The sequence below is a fragment of the Acidicapsa borealis genome (assembly GCF_059115245.1).
On the sequence record NZ_JCACNY010000001.1, the window covers coordinates 2,009,195 to 2,023,992 of the forward strand.

The following is a 14,798-nucleotide window of genomic DNA, read 5'->3' on the forward strand; positions in this document are numbered from 1 at the left end:
TTCTCTTGAATTCCATGTCACGACGTAAGCTCCTACCGACTCTCTCTCTGGCTCTTCTTTTGGCTTGTGTGGCAGCTCCGGCGATCTCGATTGCCCAGGAAGCAGCGCCTGCCCCAACCTCAGAGACCGCTCCTGCTGCCGGTGACAAGGCAGCCCAGCGTGAGGCTGCGGAGAAGGCTGAAAGGGCAGAGAACGACACCTACCGCAAGGACGGAGCGATTGTCCGCTGGACGGTCGACACGTTCCACATGGAGCCTGAGGCTGCTGCTCGCCTGTACGAGTACATCAACTTCGCCATCATTGTTCTGGCGGTTGGCATTCCGCTGTTCAAGATCATTCCCGGTGTGTTGCGCAAGCGGTCTTCGCGCCTGAGCGCTGAGCTGGAAGTGGCGCAGGCCAAGACGATGGACGCGAATGAGCGGCTGAGTGCGGTCGAGGCCAAACTGGCGGGGCTGGACAGCGAGATCGCTGCGATTCGCAAGCAGGTCGACGAGGACATGAAGTCCGACGAGGCTCGTGCGAAGGCCCAGATTCAGGAAGAGACGGCGCGTATTGTTGCATCTGCTGAGCAGGAAATTATCACTGCCGGAACTCTGGTACAGCGCGGCCTGAAGCAGTTTGCTGCTGATCTTGCGATCGATCGCGCCATGAGCCAGCTCACTCTGGACGCTGATACGGATCGTGCGTTGATTGCCGAGTTCGCCAGCGACGTTACCGGCAAGCATGGTCATGGCAAAGGGGGTAAAGCCTAATGTCTATCTTCGCCTCCCGCTACGCAAAAGCTCTTGCCGATGTCGTTGCAGAAGTTCACCTGGAAGTAGCGAGCGTTCAGAAGCAGCTGGATGATTTTCTGGCGACCTGGGATGACAGCAGCCAGCTTCGCGAACTCTACGAAGATCCCTCTGTGCCGGTGGTGCAGAAGATTGCAGTGCTGGACAAGATGAAAGGGCATCTTCACCTTGCTCCGCAGATTCGCAACTTCATCGCAGTGCTGATCGAGCATGGCCGCATTGGCGCGGTGCATGAAATCGTGGCCGAGTATCACAAGGAATTGCAGACGCGTCTCGGCATTCACCACGCCGAAATCACGACGGCTCGCAAGCTGACCGCTGAGGATAAGGCTGCGCTGCTCGAGAATGTCACCAAGCTGGCGAAGGGTCAGGTTGAGGCGACATTCAAGCTGGATGAATCGATCCTGGGCGGCGTGGTTGTGCGCATCGGCTCGACGGTGTATGACGGTTCGGTGCTTGGACGGGTCGAGCGGTTGAAGGAAGAACTGACGCGGTAGGACGCTGTTTAGCAATTCGTTCAAGCTCCTCCGGAAACACAAGTTAAGCATTACGAAGTTAAGTTTGGAACAACGGAAAGAACAGGAAGAGCAGGCATGGCTCAGATCAAAGCAGACGAGATTTCACAGATCCTCCGCGAGCAGATCGCGAACTACGACTCGAAGGTCCGGGTCGATGAGGTAGGCACGATCATTTCGCTTGGCGACGGTATCGCCCGCATCCACGGTCTGGACAAGGCGATGGCCGGCGAGTTGCTTGCGTTCCCGCATGGCATTGCCGGATTGGCCATGAGCCTTGAAGAGGACCAGGTTGGCGCGGTGTTGCTGGGTGATTACACCGAGCTCTCCGAAGGCAACGAGGTTAAGCGTACGGGCAAGATTCTCAGCGTGCCTGTGGGCGAAGCTATGATTGGCCGCGTTGTGAATGCACTCGGCGCGCCGATCGACGGCAAAGGGCCTATCGCCACGACGCAGACTCTGCCTGTGGAGCGCCTTGCTCCTGGCATCATCGATCGCCAGCCGGTCCGTGAGCCGATGGCGACGGGTATCAAGGCTATCGACTCGATGATTCCTGTTGGCCGTGGCCAGCGCGAACTGATCATCGGCGATCGTCAGACGGGTAAGACCGCAGTCGCGCTCGACACGATCATCAACAACGCGAAGAACAACCTGATCTGCATCTATTGCGCGATCGGCCAGAAGCGTTCTTCGATTGCCCAGGTTGTGCAGACTCTCACCGAAGCCGGCGCGATGGGACACACCATCATCGTTGCCGCCTCGGCTTCTGAGCCTGCTCCGCTGCTTTACCTTGCGCCTTATACCGCGACCGCGCTCGGCGAATTCTTCCGTGACTCGGGCCGCCACGCTCTGGTGATCTACGACGATCTCTCCAAGCACGCAATGGCGTACCGCGAAATTTCTCTGCTGCTGCGCCGTCCGCCAGGCCGCGAAGCGTATCCCGGCGACGTATTCTATCTGCACTCACGTTTGCTGGAGCGTTCGGCGAAGGTCAGCGAGAAGAATGGCGGCGGATCACTGACTGCTCTGCCGATCGTTGAGACCCAGGCTGGCGACGTCTCGGCTTATATTCCGACCAACGTGATTTCGATCACCGACGGTCAGATCTTCCTCGAAACCGATCTGTTCAACTCGGGTATTCGCCCGGCGGTCAACGTCGGCCTGTCGGTCAGCCGCGTCGGCTTCTCGGCTGCCATCAAGGCGACCAAGCAGGTTGGTTCGACGCTGAAGCTCGATCTTGCGCAGTACCGCGAACTGGCGGCGTTTGCGCAGTTCGGTTCGGATCTCGATCCGGCGACGCAGAAGCAGTTGAGCCGTGGTCAGCGCCTCACGGAACTGCTGAAGCAGCCGCAGTTCCAGCCGCTTACCTGGCAGCAGCAGGTTGTGATGCTCTATGCCGGCACACAGGGCTTCCTGGATCAGTTCCAGGTGTCCGAGATTCGCGGATTTGAAGATGGTTTGTATCCGTATCTCGAGTCCGCTCAGAGTGCGCTGATGGACGATCTGACCAAGAAGAAGCAGCTGGATGACGACATCAAGAAGCGGCTTGGCGATGCGCTCAAGGAATACTCGGAAAACTACAAGGCGACGCTGTCGGATAAGAAGTAAGAACAGAGAACAGGATATAGAGAACAGAGATCAGTAGAGACTTTCCGTACTGTTCTCCGTTCTCTGACCACTAGGAAGAAAATGGCGAGTGTACTCGATCTAAGACGACGCATCCGCAGCGTGAAGAGCACGCGGCAGATCACCAAGGCCATGAAGATGGTTTCGGCTGCCCGTCTGCGTCGCGCGCAGGCCCGCGCCATGGCGGCCCGGCCTTATGCGCAGATGATCACAAGCGTGCTGGTATCGTTGATCAAGCGCATCGAGATCATCGATCCCGAGACGGGCAACCTGCGGCATCCGCTGTTTGCGGTGCGTCCGGAGAAGCGCGTTCTGCTGATCGTTGTCAGCGGCGACCGCGGCTTTGCAGGTGCTTTCAACAGCAACATTCTCAAGGCAGGTTTTCAATTCATTGGCGGCGCGGGCGACAAGGAAATTGATGTTGAATCCGTTGGCCGCAAGGCTACCGAAGCTTTCCGGCGGCGCTATCCGGCTGCTGTCTATAGCGAGCGGAAGTCGGAAAATCCGGCGGACATCTCCATCGACAGCCCGGCGCTAGTCGAAAAGATTCGCGAACGCAAGGCTGGCATAGAAGTTGTCGGAGACCATCTTGGTCTGCTCGAGAAGCTTTCGGTTGAGAGTGTCTTCGAGATCGCCAAGGATGTGATTGGCCGCTACGTTCATGAAGAGATCGATGCCTGTTATATCGTCTACAACGAGTTCAAATCGGTCATCCAGCAGCGCGTTGTGGTTGAGCGTTTGTTGCCGCTGATCGAAATCGGCAAGCATGATGTTGCTGCGTCGATTGAGCCGACCAAAGAAGAGCGTGAGGAAGCGGCGCAGGCTGCGGCATCTTCTGGAATCTCGCTCAGTGAAGCGGATACGAAGGAGTCCGACGAGGAGTCCAGCAAGTTTGGCACATCTGAAGTCGACTACATTTACGATGAGTCGCCCGAGGAGCTCTTCGACGGGTTGCTTCCGCAGTATGTCTCGGCGATGCTCTTTCATGCGATGGCGGAGTCGGTAGCTGCCGAGCATGCGGCTCGTATGACGGCGATGGATTCAGCGACGAACAATGCTTCCGAGATGATCGACAGCTACACGCTGCAGATGAACCGTCTGCGCCAGGCTGCGATTACCAAGGAAATCATTGAAATCGTCAGCGGTGCGGCGGCGGTTTGAGAACAGGGAACAGGCAGTAGGGAACAGGGAATAGAAATTGTTCCTGTTCGTTTCGGATGAATGGCAAGCTTGGACTTTTGAAAAGGCAGATATGGCAAAGAATATTGGCAAAGTAATCCAGATTTCCGGTCCCGCGGTGGACGTGCAGTTTGAAGAAGTTTCGATGCCGCCGATCTACCAGGCGCTGCGCGTGACCAGCGAGGGCTTCACTGTTCCCGAGCCGATCAACGTGATCCTGGAGGTGCAGCAGCATCTTGGCGAAGGCCGTGTGCGCACCGTTGCTATGACGGCGACGGACGGTATGGTGCGCGGCATGAATGCCGAGGATCTCGGTACGCAGATCACTGCTCCAGTGGGTCGCGAGACGCTGGGCCGCGTGCTCAACGTGATTGGCGAGCCAGTGGATGAGCTTGGCCCGATCGGCGAGAAGAAGCGCATGCCGATTCATCGCTCGGCTCCGGCGTTCGACGAGCAGTCGACGCGCGAAGAGATGTTCGAGACCGGCATCAAGGTTATCGATCTGATTCAGCCATTCTTGAAGGGCGGTAAGATCGGCCTCTTCGGTGGCGCCGGCGTAGGCAAGACCGTCGTCATCATGGAGCTGATCAACAACGTTGCGAAGAACCATGGTGGTTTCTCGGTGTTCGCCGGCGTTGGAGAGCGTACCCGTGAGGGCAACGATCTCTGGCTGGAAATGTCGGAGTCGGGTGTCATTACTCCGGGCGATCCATCGAAGTCGAAGGCCGCGTTGATCTACGGCCAGATGACCGAGCCCCCAGGAGCTCGTCTGCGCGTGGCGCTCACCGCTCTTACGGTCGCTGAGCACTTCCGCGACGAAGAGGGCGCGGACACGCTACTGTTCATCGACAACATCTTCCGCTTTACGCAAGCCGGTTCTGAGGTTTCGACGCTGCTTGGCCGTATGCCTTCCGCCGTCGGATACCAGCCGAACCTTGCTACGGAAATGGGAGAGCTGCAGGAGCGCATTACGTCGACCAAGAAGGGTTCCGTCACCTCGGTGCAGGCTGTTTACGTGCCCGCTGACGATTTGACCGATCCCGCGCCGGCAACGACCTTTGCTCACCTTGACGCGACGACCGTGCTTAGCCGTCCGCTGTCGGAGCTTGGTATTTATCCTGCGGTCGACCCGCTGGCTTCGAGCTCGCGTATCCTTTCTGCCCGCATCGTTGGGCAGGAGCATTACGATGTGGCACAGGGTGTGAAGCGCATTCTGCAGCGGTACAAGGATCTTCAGGACATCATCGCGATTCTCGGTATTGACGAGTTGAGCGATGAGGACAAGATCACCGTGGCTCGCGCTCGTAAGGTGCAGAAGTTCCTCTCGCAGCCGTTCCATGTTGCCGAGCAGTTCACTGGCATCGCGGGCCGCTACTGCAAGATTGCCGACACGGTGCGCTCCTTCAAGGAGATCATCGAAGGCAAGCATGACGATGTGCCGGAGCAGGCCTTCTACATGAAGGGCACGATCGAAGAAGTGCTTGAAACCGCCGAGAAGATGAAGGCGACAGCGTAGCGAGTGGCTAGTGGTTAGTGGTTAGTGGTTAATGGTTACTACCCGCTCAATCCACTAATCGCTAACCACTAACCACTAAGAAGGACTTATGGCAGACGCAACAGGAAAAATCCGGCTTCGGCTTGTTACTCCCGAGCGCATCCTTGTCGAGGATTCGGTGGATGCGGTGGAGTTGCCGGCGACGACTGGTTATATGGAAGTGCTGTATGGCCACGCGCCGCTGCTGGCTGAGCTTGGCGCGGGCGATGTGACTTTGCATGGCGCTTCGGCTGGTTCGGCGGAGCGGTATAACGTGAGCTGGGGCTTTGTGGAAGTGCTGCCGGATCGCGTGACGATCCTGGCCAATGATGCCATTGAGCCTTCCAAGATCGATGTGCCGCGTGCCCAGGAGCAGTTGAAGCACGGGCAGGATCTCTGGAACAACGCAGGTGATCGCGAGGATGCTTACACCGAGGCGAACGACGTCATTCACGAAGCGGAAGCCAAGCTGGCAAGCGCGGGCGACAAGCACTAAAACGCTCGATCAATTTGAGCAAGAAAAGAGGAAGGGCGAGATCATCTCGCCCTTCCTCTTTCTATTGCTCATACGATGGGGTTCTACGCTGACAAGTAACCTGTCTTCTTCCAGGCTGCGATGCGGGACATGTGGTATTGCAGGTAGAAGATGGAGAAGAAGAAGGTCATCACGCCGCTTAGCTGCAGTTGGATAGGCTCGCGGGTGTTGTAGTACTCGAGCATGGATGCACGGATGCTGTAGTTACCAGCGATGAAGAATGCTGTGCTCACCACGCCAACCAGGAAAACTACTCCGCCCAAGCCAGTGGTTGCGTCGTCCACGCGACCGTTGTTATTGAGGATCGTCATGATCATGCCGATGTACAGCACGAAGTTGAGGATCGAGCCGACGAGCCACAACACGTAGAAAATCACGGCCTTGCTGGAGGCATCAATCTTCTTGGCGTAGTTGGCCTGAATGAGCGCCCATACCAAGGCAAAGATTCCGGAGGTAAATGCGGTGAAAAGAAAGACCAGTGCCCAGTGGAGATCCGGTGGAACGATCTGCTGAATGACCTGAGGTATGCCGGCGGGGATTCCAGGCTGGCCGTAGACAGGCGCGCCGTAGGGTGGAGTGTTGTAGGCGGGGCCGCTGGTGTACTGAGGCTGTACGGGCTGAACGGGAATGACCGGAACGGCGGGTGGGAAGAATTGACCGAGAGGCACCCAGGACTGGCCTGATTCTTCGCGTGCCATATCCGCGATGTCCAGGGAGCCGGCGGCAAGATATTGGCGAACGGTGTCGGCGGAATAGGGGCCGTACTGCTGGCCATCGCGGGCTACGTAGTACATCATCGTTATCCCTCCACGGGAATCGGCTGTTCTGTCTATCGGGAAAGGGTTGTGATTCGAATTCCGATAGTAAAAGTGCGGATTCCCGCGCGTCAAGCACCGAATCTTCACTGCCTGCGCGCTGCTCACGCCTGCCCTGCCAGTAACCAGAGATGTAACGGGGTAACCACGGAATAATGCACAAAGTTGAGCGACAGGCACCGTGTCGTGCTCCTACAATTCAAGAGTCATGGCTTCCTCGAAGACATCCCGCGTATTTGAAGTAGCGTGTCCGGACTGCTCGGCAATGCTTCGTATCGACGCCGAGACCGGCGCGCTGATCAGCCATACCACCGCGCCGCGCAAGCGGACCTTTGAGGATCTGGCCACGGCAGCCAAGGCCATGCGCGAGCAGGACGAGCGCAAGGAATCCATCTTCCGGCAGTCGATGGAAGCGGAGAAGAACAAGGGCGATCTGCTGGAAAAGAAGTTTGCCGAGGCGCTGCGTAAGGCGAAAGACGCCCCCGAGGGCCGGCCACTTCGCGAGTTTGACCTCGAATAGCACAGCCTTACTACGGGTTCAGCAACCCAGAGATTTGTACCAAGGAGAGCACCATGGTCGCAGTTCCCATTTCCCGCCCCACACCTTTCAATGAAACCCCAGTAGCACTCCCGGCACCGATTGCCGATGCCAACTCGCAGGATCTTACCAAGTGGGTTGCGGCAGGGGCGGTGGTGGCGGGAGGCGCGCTGATGGTCACGGGACATCGCAAGGCTGGCCTGGCGGTAGCTGCAGCGGGGACGGCGCTGGCGCTTCTTGAGGAGCAGGAACTGGTTGCCGAATGGTGGAAGAGTCTGCCGACCTATCTGAGCCAGGCGCAGGACTTTCTCGAAAAGGTCGAGCATTACCTCGCCGAAGCCAGCGTGCAGGGGCAACGCATCCAGAGCATCCTGCGCCGCTAGACGTCGACGTTGCGGTCATCTTCCGGTCGGGTTTCGGACAATTCCTTGCTTGCTGTAGGTTTCCGTTCGTGGGAAACTTAGGGTACGCATTTGAATCCTGGACATAGCACAAATTGGGACTAACTCGAAGTGTGTCCCAGGTGCGATGGTGATGGAATCAATGCTGCAAGTGGAGACAGGCAATGGCTGAACTTCCCGGAACAACTGCCGCGAAACCGGCGGGAAGTTCGCGTATTACGGCACTCGACTCCCTGCGCGGCCTGGCCGCGCTGATTGTCGTTTTCCACCACATCGACAATACGCTCGACCTCGACGGCAGCAACAAGACGCTGGGGCCTATCTTTCACCATTCGCCGCTGCGCCTGCTGATCGATGGCCGCTGCGCGGTCATGCTGTTTTTTGTTCTCAGCGGCTTTGCGCTGAGCATCTCCATCGGCAAGAACTTCAATTATTGGAATTACTTAATTAAGCGCATCTGCCGCTTGATGATCCCCTGCGTCGCTGGAGTTCTGCTCGCAGCGGCCGCCTACCTTATCATTCTGCCCAAGCCTATTCCGGAGTTGGGAGACTGGTTTAATCATGTTTTATGGAACGAGCCTGTCAGCTTCGGGTTGGTAGTTCGACATATTTTGATGACTGGTGTTCAGGCGGATACATCGCTGGTGAACGTGCTGTGGAGCCTGGTCATCGAGTTGCGCATCTCGCTGATCTTTCCGGTACTCTACTTCCTCGTCAAAGGCAGGACTAAATCGGCGTTTGTAGCTGCCATCGCGATGCAGTTTCTATTCCGCTATCTCACCAAGCAGAGCGGTAACTTCGTGCCTTTCTTCAATAAGACCTGGACAGAGGCTTTTGAGAACATTGGCTATTACATTCCGTTCTTTATCGCAGGCATTGTGGCGCGCGAAAACATCGATGGAATCAAGCGAATTGTCGCACGCCTGCACAAAGTTGTCGTTTTCCTGATCCTGCTGGGTGCGCTGAAGCTCGAAGAGTCAGGCGAAGATATGCAGATCGGGCTTGGCGCATTCCTGATTATCTGTATCTGCGTCAGTGCGCCTTATATCAGCAATGCGTTGTCGGTCCGTCCGATTGAATGGCTGGGCAGGGTTTCTTACAGCCTATATCTGATGCATTTAACGGTGCTTGCCACGTTCTTCCATCTGTTCTACGGGAAGATCAATAATCTGCAGATCAGCATCCTGGTGGTCTTTGGTTCGCTGGTGCTGGCGCACATCATGTACCGGCTGGTGGAAGAGCCTTCGATTGAACTGGGGCGCTGGCTTACGCGCAAAAAGCCTGTTCCGGTCGCGGTGACCACGCAGAGCGTCAGCTAAAGGCCAAGCTGTTTGCGGCCCGCTTCGCTGATGCGATGCGGGGTCCATTTCGGCTCCCAGACAAGTTCGACATCGACTTTGCTGATCTGGGGGATGCTGGCGAGGCGGTTGTGCACCTGTTCAAAGATCAGACCGCTGGCCGGGCACTGCGGGGTGGTCAGGGTCATGATCACCTTCACGCGCTGACGGGGCAGGGCAGGGGTGGAGTTCGGGTCCGGCTCGGTCGCAATATCGTAGACCAGCCCGAGGTCGACCAGATTCAGTTTGACTTCGGGGTCAAAACAGTCTTTGAGGGCGGTGCGGATGTCTTCGCTGGATAAGGACGGCAATTGCTGGGGCCAGGGCATTGCCATGGCTAGCTCTTCCGCTCGACCAGGAATCGGGCGACAGCCTTGAGTCCCTCGGCGTTTGCGCCGAACGGCTCCAGGGCCGCGAAGGCTTCGGAGATCAACCGCTCGGCGTCTTCGAGGCTCTTTTCCAGTCCAAATACTGCGGGCCACGTGGCCTTGTCACTGGCGAGATCCTTGCCGGCCGTCTTGCCAAGCTGGGCTGAGTCCTGCGTTACATCCAGCACGTCATCGACAATCTGGAAGGCGAGGCCGGCCTTGCGTCCGAAGGTATCGAGTCGCGCGATCTCTTCTGCATTGGCCCCGGCAAAAATGCCGCCCGCGACTACACTCACACGGATCAGTGCGCCGGTCTTGGCACGGTGGATCGCATCGACGAGTGCCGGGGTTGCCTTCTGATGTTCGCCTTCAAGGTCGAGCACCTGGCCGCCGATCATGCCGTCGACTGTGCCGGTTGCCTGCGCAACGAGCCGGATCATTTCGACCGTAGCGGCTGCCGGGCAGGACGGGTATTGTGTAAGCCCGGCCAGCACTTCGTATGCCTGCGTCTGGAGGGCGTCGCCGGCGAGAATCGCAATCGCTTCGCCGAAGACCACGTGGCAGGTTGGCTTGCCGCGGCGCAGGTCGTCGTTATCGAGTGCCGGCAGGTCGTCGTGGATGAGCGAATAGGTGTGGATCATTTCCAGCGCCGCGCCCAGGTCGCCGATTCCTTCGGGAGCTACGCCGGCTACGGCGATTGCCGCCTGAATCGCCAGCACGGGCCGCAGCCGCTTGCCGCCGGCAAAGACGGAATGGCGCATGGCTCCGTGGATGGAAGCCGGGACTGTATCGGCGGACGGAATCAGCCGCTCCAGGGAGGCATCGGTCAGGTCGGCGCCCTCACCGATCAGAAATTTCACATCGAACTTTGCATCTACAGGCATCTTCACGATGATAAACGAACTGCGTACTGCCGCGCAGCGAGGCGGCGCTCCACGAGCCAAACCAGGATCAGCAGCAGCGCGGCGATTCCGCTGATGGCGCGCCCCCATGCGATGTCCGGTGTTGTCGTCCAGCGGACATCGATGGTCTGCGGCCCGGCGGTCACGGGGATCGCCATCAGGCCATCTTCGCGCAGAGGCATGGGTCCGGCCGGTCTGCCGTTCACCGTGACTGCCCAGGCCGGGTAGCGACGCAGCCGGAGGATCAGGTAGCCGGCATGGTCGCTGTCGAGCATGAGCTGTTTGTGCTGGTCCTGCCAGAGTTGCGCGGAAAACGTGTCATCACACGAGCCCTGCTCGGCATACCAGACCGGAGCTGTGTCGGAGTCAATCTTGCCGAGCTCCTGCTGCGGATCTTCGACAAGGCATGCATCGGGTAGCCCTGAAGCCACCAAGGTGTTGTCTGTGCCAACAGGAGCGTACTCGTCGGTGCCCTCGACGCCGGTACCCGCCTGGAAGATGGCGAACTGTGTTCTGACTTCGTCCTCCTCATCGCAGTACTGAAAGAAGAACAGAGTGGCGATGACGACGAAGCTGGCGAGCACGGAGCCCCAGCCGAGGGTTGCCCATACCTTTGCACGTCGAGAAGTCAGCGGTGTGGCCGCGGCGGCAAAGACGGCATAGGGAACCGCGAGGACCATCAGCCAGCGCCAGGGGAATTGCAGGAATTCCAGCTTCGGCAGGTGGCTCCAGAGGGGCGCGGTCATAGAGAACTGCAGCAGGACGATTCCCGGTACCAGGAGCGCCAGCGGTAGCCAGGTTCGTCGAGCTGAGCCTGGAAGCTTTCCGCGCATTCGCGCCACGACGAAGCCCAGCGCTGCCAACAACGCCGTTAACGTGAGGATTAGCGACGCATAGAGCAATACGCGGTCGTGAAACTCGAGGTCGGGGCTGGCGTGGCGCGCAAAGAGCCAGCTGTCGCTGACCCGCATGCCGACATCGACCGCCTGCTGGATGGCGATCCAACGCTGCTCCCAAGCTGCAGGAACAAGGTAAAACGCCGGTAATCCCAGTCCAAGCGCGGCGGCGATGAAGGCCCGGAACACAGGCCGCCAGGAACGGTCCAGAATCGCCGTAACCACTGCGAGAAACGCAAGCAGGTAGCTGGTCATGACTCCGGCAGGGGCATTGGTGAGCCAGCTCAGTGCGAGCACGATTGCCACCGAAGCTACCGGAGTGAAGACGATCCGCGAGGCTTTGCCCGATTTCGTCAACCGCACCGCGGGGCTGCGGCCGGCGCGAAGCCAGAACAAGATCAGCAGAGGAACCCATACCGCGGCTGCGAGCTCCGCAAAGGCTGTTCGCTCATAGGCGGTGAAGAACGCATATGGCGCTGTTGTCGCAAGAATCCCTGCGAGTGTCGCGTTTGGTCCGGGAAGGAATTCTTTTGCCAACGCTCGTGTTGCCAGGCCTGCTGCGGTGAGGCAGAGCAGCGTCAGAGCGATGGGAACGTAGTCCCACACCATCAGGTAGCTGAGTGCCGCGCCGAGGAACCAGGTCAGCGGCGGATAGAAGATGAAGCGAGCCTCGCCGGCGGCCCAGTTCGGGCTCTCTGTCCAGCGCGGGTAGAGTACGCCCTCGCTCCATGCGCGACGAGCTTCCATCCAGGAAACAAGATGAAAATCGAAGTCATGTCCGCAGGAGTCGCCGCGCAGGAAAAGCGGGCTGCAGGCAACGAGGGCAGCCAGCGGAATGAAGAGCACACCATCCGCCCACAGCGCCTTGCGCAGCAGCCATAAAGCCCAATTCCTCGCTGTACCCGGAAGGCTCACTTACGGCTCCAGCACCAGCGTGTGCTTTGTTTGCGCTGTCACCGCAGGCGCGGAAAAGGGCATGGCGAAGGTGGTGCCCCCGTACCAGACCGGCCACTGGTCACGGAACCAGTCGCTCATGGGGTCGCCGCTTTCACCCAGCACGATGTTTTCGGTGGAAGCGTCCGGCGCGCTCCAGTCCATGGTGAATCGCTGGCTGGGGCCAAAGGCGCGTCCTACCTGCTTGATCGTGGTGGTGTCGCCGCTCAACGGCTGTGCGCCCGTGCCCGACCATCCCTTGACCAGCGGGATCCGTTCGTAGAGAGGGTGTTCCAGGTCAACTACGTGCCAGGAGCCATACTTCCAGGTGGACAAATCGGACGGAGCTTTGCCGAGATCGAGGCCGCGCCGAACTGCCTCGGTCAACAGCGTGTCCCAGTCCTTGAATCCGCTGGGAAGCCAGGGGCTTGGAGCTCCGGCATCGGCGCCGCCGTGCATGATGATTTCTTCTTCGGCGAAGTTCGATTCGGACCAGTGATAGGTATCTGAATCGGAGCCGAGCTTTGGCTCCAGGACCAACGGCCAGAAGGCCTGGCGGGCGCGCAGAATGATGGAGGCGGCGGCGGATTCCGTGGTCATCTTGCCGTCCCAGCTTCGCAGCAGGTCGGCGGCCTGCTTGAGGCGGGCGTCCGCTCCCGGCGTGTGGTCGATGGCATAGGCAAAGCGGTGCGCGAGCTCCTGATCTACCTCGCTGTAAACGTCGGTTTCGACTGCCAGCATGTCTTCGCGGGTCAATTTTTCGCGGCCGCGCAGGTCTTTGTAGATGCGTTCCGCCCGGTATGGCTCGGCCCACTCCAGCGTGAGCGGGAACTTGGTGTCGTTCGGCGTCACGCGGGAATTTGCGGTGGCCAGCAGGCCGGAGGATGGGTCGACAGAGAACGGGAGTTGCTCGTAGGGGATATATCCCTGCCACTCGTGCTGCGTGTCCTGAATGGGTACCCCGGCGAGACCGCCCGGCCGCATCGGGACTTTACCAATGGCGTGGTAGGCGATGTGCCCGGCGTCGTCGGCGTAGACAACATTCAGGGTGGGAAAGCACCAGGCGCTGAGCGCGCTTGAAAAGTGTGCCCAGTCGGCGGCGGTGTTCATCTCGTAGATCGGAATCGATCCCAGGGCGGGATCGTAGAGCGTCCAGTGGAGGGCGATCGGCCGCTTTTCGTTCTTGAAGATGGGATTGAGCAGAGGACCGTGCGCCGTGAGCTGGACATCCAGCTTTACATCCTTGCTCCATCGCACCTTGATGGTTTCGGTGGAGTGCGCGAGCGGCAGCCATTCGCCCTGCGGGCCGGCGTAGTTGCCCTTGCCGTCCAGCTTTTCGACGTACAGATCCTGCACGTCGGAGTAGAGCGCGGTGTATCCCCAGGCAACGTGATCGTTGTGTCCGGCGGTGATCAGCGGAGTGCCAGGCAGGGATACGCCCTCAACGTGGAGACCGGGAGCGGTCAGCGAGGCCATGTACCAGATGTTCGGCACTGTGAGTCCGAGGTGCATGTCATTGGATAGCAGCGGCTTTCCGCTGGCGGTGTGCTTGCCGGAGATGACCCACTCGTTTGATCCCGGTGCGCAGCCATCGCAGTCCGGTAATCCCAGTGCCTTCCGCAGAGCTCGCAGATCGGCGGCGGACTCATGAGGCTGTAAGGCCGCCTGGTCTGCTTCCTCGTCGTCGATGACCGGAGCCGGGTGGGGTTGCGTCATGTCTGCCACGGCCGCTGTTGGAGGCTGGTCCCGCCAGGAGCCGACGGGGTATAAGTCCGCTTCCAGCTTCGGATCGTGCAGCTTGGCCGCCACCCGCTCGCGCGCAAGCTTGGTATCGAAGTGGTCATCCAGGCTCTGCACCATGTTGGCGAGGATGAGTACCGAATCTGACCCCGTCCACGGTCGCGGCTTGTAGCGGAGAATGCGAAATTCGGCGGGGAGATGATCGGAGTTCTGCTCGATGTAGAGGTTGACGCCGCGCGCATACTTCTCATACCGCTGACGTTCTACTTCGGGCAGGCTGCGATACAGGCGTTCCGACACGTTGCGAAACTGGAAGACTCGCTGCGCCCGGTCGTGATCCACCAACTGTGGGCCAAGAATCTCCGCGAGTTCGCCGGCTGCATTTCGCCGGAGGATGTCCATCTGCCAGAGGCGATCCTGCGCCGTAACGTAGCCTTGCGCCAGCAGGATGTCGTCGAGGCTGCCTGCCTCAATGTACGGTACGCCGTGGCCGTCGCGGCGCACGGTGACTGGGCTGGAGAGACCGGAAAGCTTCAGCTTGCCGTCAATGACTGGCAGCGATGCTGTCATGGCGTGGCGCAGCCATAACAGCCCGCTTCCAGCGGTGAGCAACAGCAGTAGGACGATTCCCGCGAGTGACCACAGGGTGATGCGAAGCCAACGGCGTGGTTTACTCAACGGAAGATTC

The 14,798-nt window shown here is 59.2% G+C and carries 14 protein-coding genes; 9 read left to right on the forward strand and 5 right to left on the reverse strand.

Features of this window, described 5'->3' with window-relative positions; translation table 11 throughout:
- Nucleotides 1-14: 14 nt before the first annotated feature.
- From AC5S27_RS08250 to atpC, 6 genes are all read left to right on the forward strand, one after another.
- Complete coding sequence (locus AC5S27_RS08250) at nucleotides 15-752, forward strand: F0F1 ATP synthase subunit B (protein ID WP_493934083.1); 738 nt, start codon at nucleotides 15-17, stop codon at nucleotides 750-752.
- A complete protein-coding gene (gene atpH, locus AC5S27_RS08255; protein WP_493934084.1) occupies nucleotides 752-1,288 on the forward strand; it encodes an ATP synthase F1 subunit delta in 537 nt (178 codons plus the stop codon). The genes AC5S27_RS08250 and atpH overlap by 1 nt, the downstream gene beginning before the upstream one ends.
- A 96-nt stretch (nucleotides 1,289-1,384) precedes the next feature.
- Nucleotides 1,385-2,914 carry a F0F1 ATP synthase subunit alpha gene (gene atpA / locus AC5S27_RS08260; protein ID WP_493934085.1) on the forward strand — a complete coding sequence of 510 codons (1,530 nt, stop codon included), beginning with the start codon at nucleotides 1,385-1,387 and terminating at the stop codon, nucleotides 2,912-2,914.
- Nucleotides 2,915-2,995: 81 nt separating this feature from the next.
- Nucleotides 2,996-4,093: a F0F1 ATP synthase subunit gamma gene (locus tag AC5S27_RS08265; RefSeq protein WP_493934086.1), complete on the forward strand. Its 1,098-nt coding sequence runs from the start codon at nucleotides 2,996-2,998 to the stop codon at nucleotides 4,091-4,093.
- A gap of 91 nt (nucleotides 4,094-4,184) precedes the next feature.
- The gene (gene atpD / locus AC5S27_RS08270; protein WP_493934087.1) at nucleotides 4,185-5,627 is read left to right on the forward strand and encodes a F0F1 ATP synthase subunit beta; all 1,443 of its coding nucleotides are present in this window, start codon (nucleotides 4,185-4,187) and stop codon (nucleotides 5,625-5,627) included.
- A gap of 88 nt (nucleotides 5,628-5,715) precedes the next feature.
- Nucleotides 5,716-6,141: an ATP synthase F1 subunit epsilon gene (gene atpC, locus AC5S27_RS08275; protein ID WP_493934088.1), complete on the forward strand. Its 426-nt coding sequence runs from the start codon at nucleotides 5,716-5,718 to the stop codon at nucleotides 6,139-6,141.
- Nucleotides 6,142-6,224: 83 nt separating this feature from the next.
- Here atpC and AC5S27_RS08280 read toward each other — a convergent pair whose 3' ends face one another.
- Complete coding sequence (locus AC5S27_RS08280; protein WP_493934089.1) at nucleotides 6,225-6,977, reverse strand: DUF4339 domain-containing protein; 753 nt, start codon at nucleotides 6,975-6,977, stop codon at nucleotides 6,225-6,227.
- A gap of 226 nt (nucleotides 6,978-7,203) precedes the next feature.
- Between AC5S27_RS08280 and AC5S27_RS08285 the strand changes: the two genes are divergently transcribed.
- The 3 genes from AC5S27_RS08285 (at nucleotide 7,204) to AC5S27_RS08295 (ending at nucleotide 9,253) form a co-directional block, all read left to right on the forward strand.
- Nucleotides 7,204-7,515 (forward strand): hypothetical protein, encoded by a 312-nt coding sequence (locus AC5S27_RS08285; protein ID WP_493934090.1) that lies wholly within the window; start codon nucleotides 7,204-7,206, stop codon nucleotides 7,513-7,515.
- 53 nt (nucleotides 7,516-7,568) lie between these two features.
- A complete protein-coding gene (locus tag AC5S27_RS08290; protein ID WP_493934091.1) occupies nucleotides 7,569-7,916 on the forward strand; it encodes a hypothetical protein in 348 nt (115 codons plus the stop codon).
- Nucleotides 7,917-8,098: 182 nt separating this feature from the next.
- Entirely contained in the window at nucleotides 8,099-9,253 is a 1,155-nt protein-coding gene (locus AC5S27_RS08295) for an acyltransferase family protein (RefSeq protein WP_493934092.1), read from the forward strand.
- Here the strand turns inward: AC5S27_RS08295 and AC5S27_RS08300 are convergent.
- The 4 genes from AC5S27_RS08300 to AC5S27_RS08315 are packed head-to-tail and all read right to left on the reverse strand — an operon-like array spanning nucleotide 9,250 to nucleotide 14,788.
- On the reverse strand, nucleotides 9,250-9,606 hold the full coding sequence (locus AC5S27_RS08300) for a metal-sulfur cluster assembly factor (protein WP_493934093.1): 357 nt from the start codon (nucleotides 9,604-9,606) through the stop codon (nucleotides 9,250-9,252). The two genes, AC5S27_RS08295 and AC5S27_RS08300, sit on opposite strands and share 4 nt — an antisense overlap.
- A gap of 2 nt (nucleotides 9,607-9,608) precedes the next feature.
- Nucleotides 9,609-10,523: a polyprenyl synthetase family protein gene (locus AC5S27_RS08305; RefSeq protein WP_493937289.1), complete on the reverse strand. Its 915-nt coding sequence runs from the start codon at nucleotides 10,521-10,523 to the stop codon at nucleotides 9,609-9,611.
- Nucleotides 10,524-10,525: 2 nt separating this feature from the next.
- Nucleotides 10,526-12,352 (reverse strand): putative glycosyltransferase family protein, encoded by a 1,827-nt coding sequence (locus tag AC5S27_RS08310; protein ID WP_493934094.1) that lies wholly within the window; start codon nucleotides 12,350-12,352, stop codon nucleotides 10,526-10,528.
- On the reverse strand, nucleotides 12,353-14,788 hold the full coding sequence (locus AC5S27_RS08315; protein WP_493934095.1) for a penicillin acylase family protein: 2,436 nt from the start codon (nucleotides 14,786-14,788) through the stop codon (nucleotides 12,353-12,355).
- Nucleotides 14,789-14,798: the final 10 nt, after the last annotated feature.

Excerpts from the sequence above, each read along its gene's own strand:
- AC5S27_RS08250 (WP_493934083.1), top strand. The coding sequence starts at position 15 with ATGTCACGACGTAAGCTCCTACCGACTCTCTCTCTGGCTCTTCTTTTG.
- atpH (WP_493934084.1), top strand. The coding sequence starts at position 752 with ATGTCTATCTTCGCCTCCCGCTACGCAAAAGCTCTTGCCGATGTCGTT.
- atpA (WP_493934085.1), top strand. The coding sequence starts at position 1,385 with ATGGCTCAGATCAAAGCAGACGAGATTTCACAGATCCTCCGCGAGCAG.
- AC5S27_RS08265 (WP_493934086.1), top strand. The coding sequence starts at position 2,996 with ATGGCGAGTGTACTCGATCTAAGACGACGCATCCGCAGCGTGAAGAGC.
- atpD (WP_493934087.1), top strand. The coding sequence starts at position 4,185 with ATGGCAAAGAATATTGGCAAAGTAATCCAGATTTCCGGTCCCGCGGTG.
- atpC (WP_493934088.1), top strand. The coding sequence starts at position 5,716 with ATGGCAGACGCAACAGGAAAAATCCGGCTTCGGCTTGTTACTCCCGAG.
- AC5S27_RS08280 (WP_493934089.1), bottom strand. The coding sequence starts at position 6,977 with ATGATGTACTACGTAGCCCGCGATGGCCAGCAGTACGGCCCCTATTCC.
- AC5S27_RS08285 (WP_493934090.1), top strand. The coding sequence starts at position 7,204 with ATGGCTTCCTCGAAGACATCCCGCGTATTTGAAGTAGCGTGTCCGGAC.
- AC5S27_RS08290 (WP_493934091.1), top strand. The coding sequence starts at position 7,569 with ATGGTCGCAGTTCCCATTTCCCGCCCCACACCTTTCAATGAAACCCCA.
- AC5S27_RS08295 (WP_493934092.1), top strand. The coding sequence starts at position 8,099 with ATGGCTGAACTTCCCGGAACAACTGCCGCGAAACCGGCGGGAAGTTCG.
- AC5S27_RS08300 (WP_493934093.1), bottom strand. The coding sequence starts at position 9,606 with ATGGCAATGCCCTGGCCCCAGCAATTGCCGTCCTTATCCAGCGAAGAC.
- AC5S27_RS08305 (WP_493937289.1), bottom strand. The coding sequence starts at position 10,523 with ATGCCTGTAGATGCAAAGTTCGATGTGAAATTTCTGATCGGTGAGGGC.